Annotated in this window: 10 protein-coding genes; 3 read left to right on the top strand and 7 right to left on the bottom strand. The window is 71.5% G+C overall.

What is annotated here, in order from left to right; all coding sequences use genetic code 11:
• The first annotated feature begins 102 nt into the window (after nucleotides 1-102).
• Complete coding sequence (locus tag CLV68_RS06870; protein WP_121389644.1) at nucleotides 103-5,304, top strand: glycohydrolase toxin TNT-related protein; 5,202 nt, start codon at nucleotides 103-105, stop codon at nucleotides 5,302-5,304.
• Between the two features lie 25 nt (nucleotides 5,305-5,329).
• On the opposite strand, the gene CLV68_RS06865 is transcribed toward CLV68_RS06870, so the two are convergent.
• The 3 genes from CLV68_RS06865 to CLV68_RS06855 are packed head-to-tail and all read right to left on the bottom strand — an operon-like array spanning nucleotide 5,330 to nucleotide 7,750.
• Nucleotides 5,330-5,917 (bottom strand): pentapeptide repeat-containing protein, encoded by a 588-nt coding sequence (locus CLV68_RS06865; protein ID WP_121389643.1) that lies wholly within the window; start codon nucleotides 5,915-5,917, stop codon nucleotides 5,330-5,332.
• A 12-nt stretch (nucleotides 5,918-5,929) separates the two neighbouring features.
• Nucleotides 5,930-6,337: a universal stress protein gene (locus CLV68_RS06860; RefSeq protein WP_121389642.1), complete on the bottom strand. Its 408-nt coding sequence runs from the start codon at nucleotides 6,335-6,337 to the stop codon at nucleotides 5,930-5,932.
• Between the two features lie 42 nt (nucleotides 6,338-6,379).
• Nucleotides 6,380-7,750 (bottom strand): FAD-binding oxidoreductase, encoded by a 1,371-nt coding sequence (locus CLV68_RS06855; RefSeq protein WP_246009692.1) that lies wholly within the window; start codon nucleotides 7,748-7,750, stop codon nucleotides 6,380-6,382.
• Between the two features lie 373 nt (nucleotides 7,751-8,123).
• On the opposite strand from CLV68_RS06855, the gene CLV68_RS06850 reads away from it, so the two are divergent.
• Both CLV68_RS06850 and CLV68_RS06845 read left to right on the top strand, forming a co-directional pair.
• A complete protein-coding gene (locus CLV68_RS06850; RefSeq protein WP_211346517.1) occupies nucleotides 8,124-9,125 on the top strand; it encodes an MBL fold metallo-hydrolase in 1,002 nt (333 codons plus the stop codon).
• A complete protein-coding gene (locus CLV68_RS06845; RefSeq protein WP_121389639.1) occupies nucleotides 9,122-10,675 on the top strand; it encodes an FAD-dependent monooxygenase in 1,554 nt (517 codons plus the stop codon). Before CLV68_RS06850 ends, CLV68_RS06845 begins: the two co-directional genes overlap by 4 nt.
• 537 nt (nucleotides 10,676-11,212) lie before the next feature.
• Here CLV68_RS06845 and CLV68_RS06840 read toward each other — a convergent pair.
• The 4 genes from CLV68_RS06840 to guaB all read right to left on the bottom strand — a co-directional run bounded on the left by CLV68_RS06840 (nucleotide 11,213) and on the right by guaB (nucleotide 16,273).
• Nucleotides 11,213-12,919 (bottom strand): GMC family oxidoreductase, encoded by a 1,707-nt coding sequence (locus tag CLV68_RS06840; protein ID WP_121389638.1) that lies wholly within the window; start codon nucleotides 12,917-12,919, stop codon nucleotides 11,213-11,215.
• A 165-nt stretch (nucleotides 12,920-13,084) separates the two neighbouring features.
• Nucleotides 13,085-13,585, bottom strand: a complete 501-nt coding sequence (locus CLV68_RS06835) for a GNAT family N-acetyltransferase (protein ID WP_121389637.1) — start codon at nucleotides 13,583-13,585, stop codon at nucleotides 13,085-13,087.
• The gene (locus tag CLV68_RS06830; RefSeq protein WP_121389636.1) at nucleotides 13,582-14,730 is read right to left on the bottom strand and encodes a GuaB3 family IMP dehydrogenase-related protein; all 1,149 of its coding nucleotides are present in this window, start codon (nucleotides 14,728-14,730) and stop codon (nucleotides 13,582-13,584) included. Before CLV68_RS06830 ends, CLV68_RS06835 begins: the two co-directional genes overlap by 4 nt.
• A gap of 31 nt (nucleotides 14,731-14,761) precedes the next feature.
• Nucleotides 14,762-16,273, bottom strand: a complete 1,512-nt coding sequence (gene guaB, locus CLV68_RS06825; RefSeq protein WP_121389635.1) for an IMP dehydrogenase — start codon at nucleotides 16,271-16,273, stop codon at nucleotides 14,762-14,764.
• Nucleotides 16,274-16,303: the final 30 nt, after the last annotated feature.

Genomic DNA, 16,303 nt, shown 5'->3' with positions numbered 1-16,303 from the left:
TGCCCCACACCCCCGACTGGGGGATAACGGTATGTCATTGTCGCTGGCAGACCGGTACCGCACGATCCACCGTATGCCGAAGGCATGCACCCAGGAGAAGATGTGACCGTGGCACTACCGACGCAGCTGAACCCGACCGAACAGGACGCCCTGGTCAAGCAGATCGGGCTGGCGTTGCTGCGGGGCGCCCCGCAGCGGTGGGCGTCGATCGTGGTCGAGTACCGCGCCATCGGCCGGTACATGGAGACCGTGGGCCAGGTCACGGTGCAGGACCAGGAGGGCGCGGCCGACCTCCCGGTGTCCCAGGACATCACCATGCTGTTCAGCAGGCTGCGCGCGGGCATGTACCGGGAGGGCAGGGGCACCTGGTTCAACGCGCGCTACCAGCTCGACCAGCCCTCGGCCTACAACCTGGAGTACGACCGCGACGAGCCGACCTGGATCCAGCCGCCCCCGCCGCCCGCCTTCGCCGACGACCTGCGGATCTTCCCCAGGGAAGAGGAGAACGTGCCGGAGTGGCTGGCGCGCAGGCTCGCCGCGCTGAAGCCGCCGTTCCGGGTCGCCCGCATCTTCGACGGGAAGGGCCCCAACGGCCGCCCGCTGGTCAACCGGCCGCAGGTCGTGGACGCCGAGCGCGAGTCGCTGCAGCGCTTCCTGGACGAGGCCCCGCTGGCGCTGCCGCACCGCGGGCTCGACACCGACCACCTCGACGACGAGGGCCGTCAGAGCGTGCCGGTCGCCTTCCACACCGACGGCAACTGGATCTGGCCCGCCGCGGTCAACTACTACCTGCGCGCGCACGGCGTGGCCCCCGAGCCGGAGCTGGTGGACCACATCCGCCGCTCGGAGTTCGCCCTCCCCGAGGTCGAGGAGCACGTCAGGGCTAACGCGGCCGCTTTCCTCAACCGTGGTCGCCCGCCACGCCCGGTGCCGGTCAACGGCGCGGCGCCGGTCGAGGCCGAGGTACCCCGGCTCCCCGACCCGCGCGCGGTGCAGCCCAAGGTCGCAGCGGTAGCGCTACCTGAGTCGGATGCCGCCAACGCGTTCGTCAACGCAGGCGAGCGGGGTGCGGTCGCCGCGCCCAAGGAGGAGATGGGCCCCTTCGGCACCACCTTCGACGCGTTCAGCCCCGCGCCGGTGAACCTGGAGACCCCGCCGCCGTGGTCCCGCACCCCGGCCGAGGTGGAGAAGCCGGACTCACCGTGGGCGCCCAAGGGCGACGACTCGGCCGAGGGTCCGCGCAACGGGCACTCGCACACTCCCGAGCAGGCGCCGTGGGAACGCACTCCGGACGCGGCCGAGCCGGAGGACACCGCCAAGGGCATGCAGCCGGTAGCGGAGAAGTCCCCCGTAGAGGACACCGCGCCGTGGCAGCCCGAGGTCGACGAGACCGTCCCGACACCCCCGATCAAGGCGGAGACCGACACGCCGTGGGCGCCGCAGGCCGCTGACGCACCGGCAGTCCCCGACCAGGCTGCGGCCCCGTGGCAGCGCACGCCGGAGGTAGAGGAACCGGTTGAGGCTGACGCCGCCCAGGCTGACACGCCGTGGCAGCAGGACCGGCTTGCCGACGCACGGCAGAGTGAGGCCACGCAGGCATGGCAGCCGGAGCACGCTGTCGCGCCGTGGCAGCCAACGGCCAAGGGTGAGGCCAACCAGCGCCAAAAGGAAGCCGGAGCACACAAGCAGGACGAGGTAAGCCCCGCCTGGCAGCCCGAGCAGACACCCACTTGGCAGCCGGTCGAATCCGACAAGGACCAGGCCAACGCGCCCTGGCAGCAGCAACCGACAGCAGCGGCCAGCGGCCAGCCGAGCGCGCAGTGGCAGCAGGACCGGGCTGCGGAAGAGGGCGGCACGGGTTGGCAGGGAGAGGCGAGCCCGACCTGGCAACCCCAGACGGCCGAGGCAGCTAGCGCGAACGGCCAGGCTGGCCCTTCCTGGCAGGACCGGGCAGCCGATGCTGGAGCGCACCAGCAGGTTGAGGCAGGCCCAGCTTGGCAGCCCCAGTCGGCCGAGGCAGGCATCCAGAACGGCCAGGCAGTCCCGCCGTGGCAGCAGCAGCCCGCTGAGGGTGCCCAGGCCAGCGCGCCGTGGCAGCAAGACCGTGCAGCCGATGCCGGATCACAGCAGCAGGACGAAGCAGGCCCTGCCTGGCAGCAGAACCGGACGCCTGAGGCTGGAACACACCAGCAGGACGACGCAGGCCCGAGTTGGCAGCAACAGCCCGCCGAGGATGCCCAGGCCAGCGCGCCGTGGCAGGACCGCGCGGCTGATGGAGGGGCACGGCAGCAGGACGAGGCAGGTCCCGCCTGGCAGCAGCAGCCTGCTGACGCGGCTGGCGAGAACGGGCAGGCCAGCACCTCGTGGCAGCAGAACCGGACACCTGAGGGTGGGACACGCCAGCAAGATGGGGCAGCCCCGGCCTGGCAGCGATCCGCTGAGGATGCCCAGGTCAGCGCCCCGTGGCAGCAGGACCGCACGGCTGACGCCGAGGCACGGCAGCAAGACGAGGCAGGCCCCGCCTGGCAGCAGCAGTCAGCCGAGAACCGGACACCGGACGCTGGAGCACACCAGCAGGGCGAGGCAAGCCCTGCCTGGCAGCAGCGGTCCGCCGAGGATGCCCAGGTCGGCGCGGAGGGGCGCCAGCAGGACGGCGCGGGCCATGCCTGGCAGGAGCAGTCGGCCGCGACCGGTGACGCACAGGTCGCGGCGCCGTGGCAGCAGGGCCGGGCGGCTGATGCTGAGACGCGTCAGCAGGACGAGGCAAGTCCGGCTTGGCAGGCCCAGGTGGCCGGAGCAGCCAGTGACAACGGTCAGGCCAGCGGCTCTTGGCAGCAGAACCGGACATCAGACACCGGGACGCGCCAGCACGATGCCGGAGCGCACAGTCAGGGTGAGGTAGCTCCGGTCGCGAACGCGCCGTGGGAGCAGGGGCGGGCTACCGACGCGGGAGCGCGCGACCAGGGCCAGGCAGAGCTGGCGGGGCAGCAGTCGGATGGTGGGCAAGCCACCGCGCCGTGGCAGCACGACGGGACTGCGGACGCAGGTGAGCAGGACCAGGTCGCTCCGGCATGGCAGCAGTCGGCCGCGGCGGTGAGCGCGCCGTGGCAGCAGGACCGCGCGGGTGACACCGGTGCTGGGACCTGGCAGCAGCCGGCTGAGGGCAACAACGGTCAGGCCGCCGCGCCGTGGCAGCAGGAGCGGGCTACCGATGCGGAGGCTGGCCAGCAGGACGAGGCCGCACCGTGGCAGCCGTCCGCTGACGCTGCCGCGGACCAGCCGTCTTGGCAGCCTGGTGGGCACGCTGAGCAGGCGACGGCACCCTGGCAGCCCGGACCGGCGGACACGGCCGAGCAGGCGCCCTGGCAGCAGGCTGAGGTGCCGGAACAGGTGAGAGCCCCGTGGCAGGCCGAGCCAGAAGCGGCGGCCCAGGAACGGGACACCCCCTGGCAACCGGTGGCGCAAGAGTCTGGCCCGACATGGCAGCAGAACGCTCAGGGCGCTGCCGCTGAGCAAGACAGCCCTACCTGGCAGCCGGGCGCGTCCGAGCAAGCCGAACCGCAGCCCGAACAGAGCGCGCCCGCGCAGGCAGAGCCTCCGGCACCGTGGGAGCAAGGCCAAGACGCAGTCCGGCAGCCGAACGCGCCATGGCAGTCGACCGAGCAGGCACAACCAGCGACCGACAACGCCGCTGCTCCGTGGCAGCCCGCGCCTGAAGCCTTGCCCGTTCGGCAGCAGAACGCATCGTGGCAAGCAGCCGAGCAGGCACAACCAGCGGCTGACAACGCGGCGACTCCCTGGCAGCCGGCGTCTGAGGCCCTGCCTGTCCCACAGCAGAACGCATCGTGGCAGTCGACCGAGCAGGCACAGCCAGCGGCCGACGACGCGGCCGCTCCCTGGCAGGCAACGCCTGAAGCCCTACCCGTCCGGCAGCCAAACGCACCGTGGCAGTCGGCTGAGCAGGCACAACCGGCGACCGAGGACGCGGCTGCTCAGTGGCAGCCAGCCTCCGAGGCCCTGCCCGTTCGGCAGCAGAACGCGTCATGGCAGTCGACGGAGCAGGCACAGCCAGCGACCGAAGACACGGCTGCTCCCTGGCAGGCAACGCCTGAAGCCCTGCCCGCTCGACAGCCAAACGCACCGTGGCAGTCGGCTGAGCAGGCACAACCGGCGACCGAGGACGCGGCTGCTCAGTGGCAGCCCGCCGCCGGGCAGCCGACCTGGCAGGACACCCCCGAGGCCGACGTCGCGCACAGTGCCGCGCCGCAGGAGACAGGGCTGACTCGTGGCCAAGCGGCCATCGCCGAGCAGGCCGGGGTAGACCTGCCTGCACCTCCACGCGAACCCGCCACGAAGGACATGCGGACCCCGCCCGCGGCAGCACTACCGTCGCAGGGTCCCGCCGCTGACGTGGTGGCTCGGTTGCGAACGCGGCTGACCGACCTAGGAGTCTCCCCATCGCGCTACCGGATGGGGTCGCCGTCCGAGGCCGCGTGGACGATGGAGCAGACCGGGGAAGGTTGGCGCGTCGGCTGGTTCGACGACCGGTACGTGGCGCCCGCGGTGTTCGAGGACGTCGCGGACGCGTCGGCGTTCCTGCTGGGCAAGCTCCTGCTCGACTCCGGCGCCACGCCCGCGCCCGCCCCCGCGGTCATCCCGCAGGACCCCGGGCCGTCGACCGTGCAGGCGTCGCTGGCCGAGTTGGAGGCGGAGCGGTCCGCCGACCTGTTCACCCCGCCGCGGCGCCCGGAGCCGAACGCCACCGTCGCCGCGCCGACCCCGGTGTTCGACGACGATGACGACGACTTCACCCCGCGCAGGCCCCAGCAGCGGCAGTTGCCGCGCAAGCCGGAGCCCGCCGTGCGCCGCCAGGAACCTGCCCGACAGGAACCAGCCCGCCAGGAGCCGGTCGCGCACCGGACCGAGCCGACCGGCCGCAAGCAGCAGGAGTGGCCGATCCAGCCGAAGCCCGGCGAGCCGCCGCTGACGCTGTTCCGCGGCAAGCAGCTGATGGAGCTGCCCCCCGGTACCGAGATCGACCGCTACGGCGAGCCGGCGGGCAACCTGACCTACGCGGCAGGGACCCCGTTCGAGCGGCGTTCGCTGGTGCCGGAGTGGGTGAACCGCCCGTACCGCGCGTACCGGGTGGTCAAGCCGACCGAGGCGCTGACCGGGGTCGCCATCCCGTGGTTCGACCAGCCGGGCGGCGGGGTCGCGTACCTGCTCAAGCGATCCATCGGCGAGCTGCTCGACCACGGGCACCTGGTCGAGGTGGACGACAGGGACGCGCCGACGCTGCCCTAGCCGCGGTGCGCCGCCGCCCACCCGGTCAGTCGATGACCAGGCCGTGGGCGGCGGCGAACGCGATGGCGGTGTCCAGGTCGACCTTGGCGCCGCGCAGCGAGGCCGCGACGAGGCCGTTGGCGTCGAGCCTCGCGCCGCGCAGGTCGGCCTTCTCCAGCCGGGTGCCGGTCAGGCGGGCGCCGCTGAGGTCGCAGTCGCGCAGGTCGGCCTCCTTGAGGTCCGCCTCCATCAGGTTGGCCTCGCGGAACCGCAGCCCGCGCAAGGTGGTCTTGGGCAGTGCGGCGCGGGCCAGGCTGACCAGGGTGAGGTCGGTGTCGCGCAGCGTGATGGGGCGGAACCGGACGTCGACGAAGGTGGAGCCGATCAGCGAGCAGCCGGTGAACTCGCTGTCGGTGAGGGTGGTGCGGTCGAACACGCAGGTGCGGAACGCGGACGTGCGGTGCACGGACTCGCCGAGGTCGGTCCGGGTGAACTTGCAGTCCACGAACACGCAGCCGACCGTGGTGACACCGCGCATGTCGGCGCCGGTGAAGTCGCACGCGGTGAAGGTCCGCTGCTCCCAGTGCTGCTCATGCAGGTCGGTCTCGCTGAAGTCCTCGCCGATCGTCTCCACGGGCTCAGCGTGTCACGGCACTACGACAACTGGCCGCGCGGCATCGGCGATGAGGGTTCGCGTGACGCGACCGTGGCGGGAACGCCCCACTACGACGCAATCCGCGCCCGCCTGTTCGGCTGCGGACTCTATGCCGCGCGCGGGATCCCCACTGATGTGCACGACCTCCCAGGGCACGCCTATCGGGTCCAGGTAACGGGTTGCGTCCAGGCGAAGCTCATCGGCGTACGCCTCGGCGGCTTCGCGTGCGCCGGTAATGCCAACGCCGGTCCAGTAGGCGGGATTGGCCAACTGCTCCACGTAGACGAGCACCAGCCGGGCATGTTCACGGCGGGCCAACCCGGCGGCCCACGCGAACGCGTTGAGCGACGCCTGGCTGCCGTCGACCCCGACGACGATGGTCGTGAGCCCGTCCTTCACACCTGTAGATCGTAGGGGCCTTGTCGTTGACTTGGCCGGTTTTCAGGCGCGGTGGATCGACTGGGCGAAGCTGAAGACGGCGTCAGGGTCATAGCGGCGGGCAACGCTGTCGAGCCTGCTCAGGTTCGGCCCGTAGTAGGCGGTGCCCCAGTCGGGCATCGCGGCTTCGATGTAGTTGACGTACCCGCCTCTAGCACCAATCCGGCCGAGCGCGTCGCGGACTTGGGCGACCGATCTTGCCGCTTCCTCGCGCTTGTCCACTGTGGTCTTCTGGTAGACCTGGATGGTGCCTAGCGCCTTGCGGTGCGGGAACGCGGTTGCCGCTGAGTCCACTCTGGACACAGCGCCGCCGAGGGAGTCGAGCAGCAGGTCCATGTCGGTGCGGTCGTCGAGGAGGTCGACCAGGGCGGCCGGGTCGGTGACCGGCTCGGACAGGATCCGCGACGAGGCCGCGAAGGTGGCCCGCGGCGAGGTCTCCGTGCCGCACTCGGCGCGTTGCGCGCACCCGGCGAAGAAGCGCATGGCGTCGAGGTACGACTTCTGCTGCACCAACCGGCTGCCCGGCTTGCCCGCGGCGGCGGTGAACTGGTCCAGCAGCGGGGTGAGCCCGGACTGGGGGCCGATGAAGCAGCCGGTGAGCCTGGCGGTCGGGGTACGGCCGCCGGTGACGACGACCGTGGACCACAGCTCGTCGGGCACCTTAGCGGTCCACTCCTGCCACGCGCCGACCACGGCCGCCGCGCCGTCGGTGAAGCCGAGCTGGAAGACCGTCACCGAGGGGGCGGGCTCGGTGGAGAAGGTGAACGAGGTGGCGATGCCGAAGTTGCCGCCACCGCCGCCGCGCAGCGCCCAGTAGAGGTCCTGCTCGTTGTTGGGGGTCGCGGTGCGGACGACGCTGTCGGCGGTGATGACCTGGGCCGAGAGCAGGTGGTCGCAGGTCAGCCCGTACTTGCGGGTGAGCACACCGAGACCGCCGCCGAGGGTCAGCCCGGCGATGCCCACGGTCGGACAGCTGCCTGCGGGGAGGCAGCGGCCCGCAGCAGCCAGGGCGGTGTAAACGTCGATCAGGCGCGCGCCTGCGCCGATTACCGCGGTCCCGTCAGGTCGGACATCCACTGCGGACATTCCACGCAGGTCGACGATAAGACCGCCATCGGGGGCGGAGTACCCGGCGTAGCTGTGCCCGCCACTACGAGCCGCGATCGGCAAGTAGGAGTTCCTGGCTAGAGCGACGCATGCCTGCACGTGGTCGCTAGTGGTGCACAACGCCACCGCGGCCGGGGTGCGCTGGTCGTAGGCGGGGTTGAACGAGCGGCGAGCTTGGTCGTAGCCCTTGTCGCTGGCTTGCAGCAGACCGCCACCCAGCCGTTTGCGCAACCCGTCGAAGTCAGGGGGAACCGCGGCCGGGCGCACGCTAGTCGGGGCGATCGGTGTGCTGGTGGTGGTCGGTGATGACGCTCCCCCTTGCTGTCCGCTCCCCGAACACGACACGGCCGTTGCCGCTACCCCGACACCCGCCGCCCGCAGAAAGGCCCTCCTGCTGAGCACTCCCCGACCTCCCAAGTGTTCCCGATCACACCCGTCTGATCACACCACTCCTGCGCCCATCCCGCATAGCTCTACCAGGCACGACCTGTTCCCAGTAGACACTGGGCAGGCGGTGAAACCCAGCCCCGGAGCCGCATTGTGATCCACGCTGGTCCAGACCAGGCATGCACAACCACCCGACTTGTCCACAGGTCACCGCAGCCCCTGTACCCGGACGCCGCCCGGTGGCAGGGTGGCGATTGTGACCAAGGCATTCGCATCCAGCGCCGACCTCGAGCGCAAAGTCGAGACCTTCACCGAACTGGCGGACGGCGTCTACGCGCTGACCGCGGAGGGCGACCCGAACGTCGGCGCCATCGAGGGCGAGGACTTCCTGGTCTGCTTCGAGGCGAGGGCCACCCCGGTCGCCGCGCGCCGCTGGCTCGACCAGCTGCGGGAGCGGACCGGCAAGCCCGTGCGCTACCTGGTGCTCAGCCACTACCACGCGGTCCGGGTGCTCGGCGCGAGCGCGTTCGACGCCCAGGAGATCGTCACCCACGAGACCACCAGGACGCTGATCGCCGAGCGCGGCGAGGCGGACTGGGCCAGCGAGTTCGGCCGGATGCCCCGGCTGTTCGAGGAGCCAGACAGCGTGCCCGGCCTCACCTGGCCGACGCTGACGTTCACCGACCGGCTGGTCATCCCGCTCGGCGGCGACCGGGGCGACCTGGTGCTCGCCCACTGCGGGCGCGGGCACACCGCGGGCGACATCGTCGCCTGGCTGCCCAAGCACAAGATCCTCTTCGCCGGTGACCTGGTCGAGGCCAAGGCCGCGCTCTACACCGGCGACGCCTTCCACGACGACTGGGCGACCTCCACTTTGGACACCGTAGCGAGCTTCGACGCCGAGGTGCTCGTCGGCGGCCGGGGCGCGGTCGCGCGGGGCAAGGACGAGGTGGCCGCGGCCATCGCGCAGAGCCGCCACTTCCTCGACGAGCTGCGCCGCCTGGTCGGCGAGGTGCACGGCAGGGGCGGCACGGTGGCCGAGGCGTTCCGCGCCACGCACGCCGCGCTGGAGCCGGAGTACGGCCGGTGGCCGATCTTCGAGCACTGCCTGCCCTTCGACGTGCAGCGGTACTGGGACGAGCTCGACGGCACCGACTGGCCGGTCGTCTGGACCGCGGAGCGCGACCGCGAGGTCTGGGCCGCGCTCCAGGAAGGCGACGCCGCGGCGGACGGGCAGCAGGAGGCCGGGCGGTGACCGAGCCGGTCCTGGTGGTGGGGGCAGGCCCGGTCGGCATGACCGGCGCCCTGGTGCTGGCCAGGCACGGGGTGCCGAGCGTGGTGGTCGACGCCCTGCCCGGGCGGCTGCTGGAGGGCAGCCGCGCGATCTGCGTGCAGCGCGACGTGCTGGACGTGCTGGAGCGGGTCGGCGCCGGGCACGACGTCGTCGGCCTGGGGGTCACCTGGTACTCGGGGCGGATCTTCTACCGGGGGCACGAGGTGTTCTCGATGGAGCTGCCCGTGCCTGCCCCGGGGCACTTCCCGCCGTTCGTGAACACGCCGCAGAACAGCATCGAGCACGTGCTGGAGCGCCTCGTGCTTGCCGAGCCGCTGATCGACCTGCGGTACAGCACCAGGGCCGTCGCCATCAGCCAGGACGACGACGGCGTGACCCTGGCGGTCGAGGGGCCGGACGGCGGGTACGACCTGCGCGGGACGCACTGCATCGCCGCGGACGGCAACCGGTCCACGATCCGCAAGCTGCTCGGCATCCCGTTCGAGGGGCACTCGTTCGGCGACAAGTTCCTGATCACCGACATCCGGGCCGAGTTCGACTTCCCGGTGCCCGAGCGCCGGTTCTACTTCGACCCGGAGTGGAACCCCGGCCGCCAGGCCCTGCTGCACCCGCAGCCGGACTCGGTGTGGCGCATCGACTGGCAGGTGCCCGACGAGTACGACTTGGCCGCCGAGCAGGGCAACGGCGATCTCGACAAGCGCATCCGCACCGTCATCGGCGACATCGACTACGAACTGGTCTGGGCGTCGCTCTACCGCTTCCACCAGCGCCGGGTACCGCGGATGCGGCTCGGCCGGGTGCTGCTGGCAGGCGACTCGGCGCACATCATGAGCCCGTTCGGCGCGCGCGGCATGAACTCCGGCCTGGCCGACGTGGAGAACGCCGCCTGGAAGATCGCCGCCACCCGCCGCGGCTGGGGCGGCCCGGCGCTGCTCGACAGCTACGACCTCGAGCGCGGCCCGGCCACCGAGGAGAACCTGCGGGTCACCAGCACCACCATGCGCTTCCTGTGCCCCGCCGACGAGGACGAGTGGACCCGCCGCCGCGACATCCTGGAACGCAGCATCACCGACCCGGCCGCCCGCGCCCAGATCGACTCCGGCAAGTTGTCGGAACCGTTCTGGTACCTGGAGTCGCCGCTGACCACCCAGGCTCCGGCGGAGGAGATCGCTCGGTTCCCGCGGGAGGCTGGGGATGTGCGGCCGCCGTTGCCCGGGGTGCTGTGCCCGGACTTCCCGTTTCCGGATGGGAGTCGGCTGCGGGATCACCTGGGGGTGCGGTTCACGGTGTTGGTGGCGGAGGGGCGTGAACTGGCGGAGGTGTTGGATCCTGCGGATCCGGCTTACGGGTTGACGGTTGTCGTCTTACCCGTCGGCCAGACCGCACTGGAGATCCCTGAGGGCGGCGCGGTGGTGGTGCGGCCGGATGGGTTTATTGCGGCGGTGTTGACTGGCGAGTCGCCGCAGGACGCTATTCGGCGGGCTGCTGGGTGGGTGGTGGAGAAGGTGTGAGGGGGACTGCTCGGCTGCGCCATCGCGGGGGGGCGGCGGCTCGCCTTCGGCATTGCGAGGGGGGACGGCTCGGCTTCGCCATTGCAGGGGGGCGCGAGTTTTGAGCTTTGCTCGATGGGGCGAACTTGTTTTGCGCGGGGCCCCTACGACCTCCTGGGAAGAGCACAAAGGCGGGGCCTGAAGAGACGGCCCTCCCCCGCGCAGCGAGCTTACGGACGCCGCCACCCCACACAAAACAAGTCCACCCCATCGAGCCGGCCTGGCACCAGCGAACCCGAGGAGCGCGGTTCGGCCAACGTCGTAGAGGGGCGTGTGGGGGCCGACGCCTCAGAGGGGCGGGTTGGGACCAACGCCTGAGAGGGGCGTGTTGGAGCCAACGTTGTAGAGGGGCGCGGTGAGGACCGTCGCCTGAGAGGGGCAAGTTGGGCCAACGATCGTGAGGGCCGGGCTTGGGCAAACGACCTTGGTGGGCGCGTGGGGCCAGCGTCGTCGGCTTGAGCCGCAAGGGCGAAAGGGCGCGCGGCCGACTGATCGCGGTTAGGGGGTTGGGCGTAGGGCGGCGGGGGCTGTGGGGGGAACCGCGGGGTGGGCGGGGGCGGTTGGGGGGATGGGGCGGTACGGGGCGCCCTGGGTGGGGCGCGGGTCTGCGGTGCCGTTGTTGGGCCAGAGGGAGAAGGCTCGTTCGGCTTGGGCGGTGATGGTGAGGGAGGGGTTCACGCCGAGGTTGGCGGTGATGGCGGAGCCGTCGACCACGGAGAGGCCGGGGTAGTTGTGGACCCGGTGGTAGGGGTCGAGGACGCCGTCCTCCGGGGTGGCGCCGATGGGGCAGCCGCCGATGAAGTGGGCGGTGAGGGGGATGTCGGCCAGGTCGCCCCAGGTGCCGCCGGGCATGCCGCCGATGTGCTTGGCGGTGAGCTGGTTGGCCTCGTAGCCCGCGGGGATGAACGACGGGTTGGGTTCGCCGTGGCCCTGGCGGGAGGTGTACTTGCGGCGGCCGAACAGGCCGGGGCGGGTGTAGGTGGTGATGGAGTTGTCCAGGCTCTGCATCACCAGCAGGATCACCGTCCGCTCGCTCCACCGGTAGCCCTGCAGCAGCCGCGCGGTCTGGACCGGGTGGCGCAGGGCGAAGCGCAGGGCTTGGCGGTAGCGCGGCACCGGGAGTGAGCCGTCGGTCGCCAGGGTTTGCAGCAGGCTCATGGCGTTGCTGCCCTTGCCGTACCGCACCGGCTCGATGTGGGTGTTCTCGTCGGGGTGGAACGACGACGTGATCGCGACGCCCCGGCTGTAGTCGTGCCGCGGGTCCACTGTGGTGCGTCCGGCGCCGACGATCGACTCCGAGTTCGTCCGCGTCAGCTCACCCAGGCGCGGCGAGAGTTGCGGTAGGGCACCGGAATCGCGCATCGCGTGCAAGAGGTTCTGCGTGCCCCAAGTGCCCGCGGCCAGCACAACCTGTCCGGCTGTGATCGTCGTGCGGAACTTCCGAGAGCGCCGCCCTGTCTTGCGCAGCTCCAACTCGAATCCCCCATCCCCACCGGGACGGACAGCGGTAACTGTCGTGAGGGGAATGACCTGTGCGCCGTTCTTCTCCGCCAGGTACAGGTAGTTCTTCACCAGTGTGTTCTTAGCCCCGACCCGGCAGCCGGTCATGCACGAGCCGCACTCGGTGCATCCCACGCGCGCAGGGCCTTCGCCGCCGAAGAACGGGTCCTCGACGGTCTTACCCGGAGAGCCGAAGTACACCCCCACCGGCGTCGGGTGGTAGCTGTCGGCGACCCCCATGTCGGCGGCGACCTTCTGCATCACCTCGTCCGATGGCGTCACGGTGGGGTTCGTGACTACACCCAACATGCGCGTGGCCTGGTCGTAGTGCGGCGCGAGTTCCGCTTCCCAGTCGGCGATGTGCGCCCATTGCCGGTCTTGGTAGAACGGCTTCAACGGCCGGTAGAGGGTGTTCGCGTAGACCAAGGACCCACCGCCGACGCCCGCGCCCGCGAGCACCAGGACGTCCTTGAGCAGGTGGATGCGTTGGATGCCGTAGCACCCCAACTGCGGCGCCCACAGGTAGTTGCGCACGTCCCACGAGGTCTTGGCGAACTCGTCGTCGGCGAAGCGGCGGCCCGCCTCGACCACCGCGACCCGGTAGCCCTTCTCGGTCAACCGGAGCGCGGCGACGCTGCCGCCGAAGCCGGAACCCACCACCACGACGTCGTAGTCCGGCAAGTTACCGGCGAGTTGCGCGCCCATGGCGCCAGGCTAGGCCCAGCCCCCGGCGCCCGGCTAGAGCTAGGCTCAAGTTTTCTATGACCGCCGGTAACACAAGCCTTCGGCCGAGCCGGGGCGGTCGCACCCGAGTCGGGAACGATGCCGGGTGGGGACGAGGGGGCGGGCGGCGGGGGAGAATGATTCAGCTCAGGCCAGGTCAGACCGCAGGACTCCGTACAGCGCCATGTCCCTGCGCTCGCCGCCCCGCAGCTGCGCCCCGCGCGCGACGCCCTCACGCAGCAGCCCGGCCGCTTCCAGCGCCCGCTGGGCAGGCACGTTCGACACGTCGGTCGACGCCTCCAGCCGGTCCAGGTCGGTCGTGGCGAACAGGTGCCCGACCAGCAACCGCAGCGCGGCGACACCGGCGCCCCGGCCCCGCGCGGACGGCAGCAGCCCGATGCCCATGTTCCACGCCGTGCAGCCCCGCGTCGGCCCGTAGGACACCTGGTGCCAGCTCACGTCCCCGAGCAGCTCGCCGGTGGCCGTGTCGATGACCACCGCCCGGCCGATGTCGTTGGGCGGCGGCGACCGGCGCGGGTCCGGGTCGACGTCGAACGCGCCGTCGGACTCCGCGCGCAGCCGATCGACCTCGCCCTCGGCGGGTTCGGCCAGGCCGAACCCGCCGTCAGCGGCCAGCACGCGCCTCATGCGCGGACCGTCAGGCCGACCTTCTGGAACTCCTTGAGGTCGGAGTACCCGGTCTTCGCCATCGCCCTGCGCAGCGCGCCGAACAGGTTGACCAGGCCGTCGGCGTCGGTGGACGGGCCGAACAGCAGGGTCTTGAGGTCCACCTCGACGTCCTCGGCGACCGGCAGCACCCGGCTGCGCGGCAGCGACGGGTGCGCGGCGGCGGAGGTCCAGTAGAGCCCCTGCCCCGGCGCCTCGGCGGCCAGCGCGAGCGGCGCGCCGAGCATGACCGCGTCCGCGCCGCAGGCGATGGACTTGGCGATGTCACCGCTCGCGTGCACGTCACCGTCGGCGATGACGTGCACGTACCGACCGCCGGTCTCGTCCAGGTAGTCCCGCCGGGCGGCGGCAGCGTCAACGATCGCCGTCGCCATTGGGGTCCCGATCCCCAGCGCGCTGTCGGTGGTGGTGATGCCCTCGCAGTGCCCGTAGCCCACGATCACGCCCGCGGCGCCGGTGCGCATGAGGTGCATCGCGGTGCGGTAGTCGTGCACACCGCCCGCGATGACCGGCACGTCCAGGTCGGCGATGAACCGCTTGAGGTTCAGCGGCTCGCCGTCGTCGTCGGAGTCGCGGGCCACGTGCTCGGCGGAGACGATCGTGCCCTGCACGACCAGCACCTCCACGCCCGCGGCCAGCAGGTGCGGGGTCAGCTCGGCGGCGCGCTGCGGGCTGACCCGCGCCGCGACCGTCACCCCGGACTCGCGGACCGGCCGGATCGCCTCGGCGATCAGCTCGACCTGGATCGGCGCCGCGTGCAGCCGCTGCAGCTCGGCCACCAGCAGACCGGGGTCGTCGCCCTTCTCGGCCGCGCTGACCAGCGCGAACAGCTTGTCCGCGACGTCGGCGTGGCGCGCCCACAGGCCCTCGGCGTTGATCACACCGAGCCCGCCGAGCTCGCCGACCGCCACCGCGGTGGCTGGCGAGACGATCGCGTCGGTCGGGTGGGTGATCAGCGGGATGTCGAACCGGTAGGCATCGATCTGCCAGGTGGTGGCGACGTCCTTGGACGAGCGGGTGCGCCGCGACGGCACGATCTCCACCTCGTCGAGCCCGAAGGCGCGCCGGGCGGTCCGGCCCATGCCGATGTCGACAAGATCCCGCACGGGGGTGTCCTTTCCGAGCGCTGAACCGGGTTCAGCGGGTGGTGTAGTTGGGCGCCTCGACGGTCATCGTGATGTCGTGCGGGTGGCTCTCCTTGAGCCCGGCCGCCGTGATCCTGATGAGCTGCGCCTGCTGGAGTTCGGCGATGGTGCGCGAGCCGGTGAAGCCCATGCCCGCGCGCAGGCCGCCGACGAGCTGGAAGACGACCTGCGACAGCGGGCCCCGGTAGGGCACCCGGCCCTCGATGCCCTCGGGCACCAGCTTGTCGTCGGAGAGCACGTCGTCCTGGGCGTAGCGGTCCTTCGAGTACGACTTGGCCTCGCCGCGCGAACGCATCGCGCCGAGCGAGCCCATGCCGCGGTAGCTCTTGAACTGCTTGCCGTTGACCAGGATCAGCTCACCGGGGGCCTCGGCGGTGCCCGCGAGCAGGCTGCCGAGCATGACCGCGCTCGCCCCGGCCGCGATGGCCTTGGCGATGTCGCCGGAGTACTGGATGCCGCCGTCGCCGATCACCGGCACGCCCGCGGGGGCGGCGGCGAGGGACGCCTCGTAGATCGCGGTGATCTGCGGCACGCCGACGCCCGCGACCACCCGGGTGGTGCAGATCGAGCCGGGGCCGACGCCGACCTTGACGCCGTCGGCGCCCGCGTCGACCATCGCCTGCGCCCCGGCGCGGGTGGCCACGTTGCCGCCGACGACGTCGACCGCGTCGCCGAGTTCCTTCTTGAGCCGGGTGACGATGTCGATGACCGCCCGGCCGTGGCCGTGCGCGGTGTCGACCATCAGCACGTCCACCCCGGCCTCGAACAGGGTCATCGCGCGCTTGTAGCCGTCGTCGCCGACGCCGACCGCCGCGCCGCAGATGAGCCGACCGTCCGGGTCCTTGGTGGCGTTGGGGTACTGCTCGGTCTTGACGAAGTCCTTGACCGTGATCAGGCCGCGCAGCTTGCCGTCGCCGTCGATGATCGGCAGCTTCTCCACCTTGTGGCGGCGCAGCAGCCCGAGCGCGGCGTCGGCCGACACGCCGACCTGGGCGGTGACCAGCGGTCCCTTGGTCATGACCTCGCTGACCAGCCGGGTGTGGTCGACCTCGAAGCGCATGTCCCGGTTGGTGATGATCCCCACCAGGGTGCCCTCGGCGTCGGTGACCGGCAGCCCCGAGATGCGGTAGCGCGCGCACATGGCGTCGACCTCGGCGAGGGTGTCGCCCGGCGAGCAGGTGACCGGGTCGGTGACCATCCCCGCCTCGGAGCGCTTGACCGTCTCCGCCTGCCGCGCCTGCTCCTCGATGGACAGGTTGCGCTGCAGGATGCCGATGCCGCCCTGGCGGGCCATCGCGATGGCCATCCTGGCCTCGGTGACGGTGTCCATGGCCGCGGAGGCGAGCGGGATGCGCAGCGTGACGTTGCGCGAGATCCGGGTCGAGGTGTCGACAGTGCTCGGGATCACATCCGACTGGGCGGGCTGGAGCAGAACGTCGTCGAAGGTGAGGCCGAGGGTGGCGAACTTGGGCGGGACCCCGTCAGCGTTGAGCTCGCTGGTCATGGTGGGTGGCGGACCTTCCTGCACGGCTGG

The sequence above is a fragment of the Actinokineospora cianjurensis genome, from assembly GCF_003663795.1.
GTDB lineage: Bacteria > Actinomycetota > Actinomycetes > Mycobacteriales > Pseudonocardiaceae > Actinokineospora > Actinokineospora terrae.
This window is presented reverse-complemented; position numbering and strand designations above follow the sequence as displayed.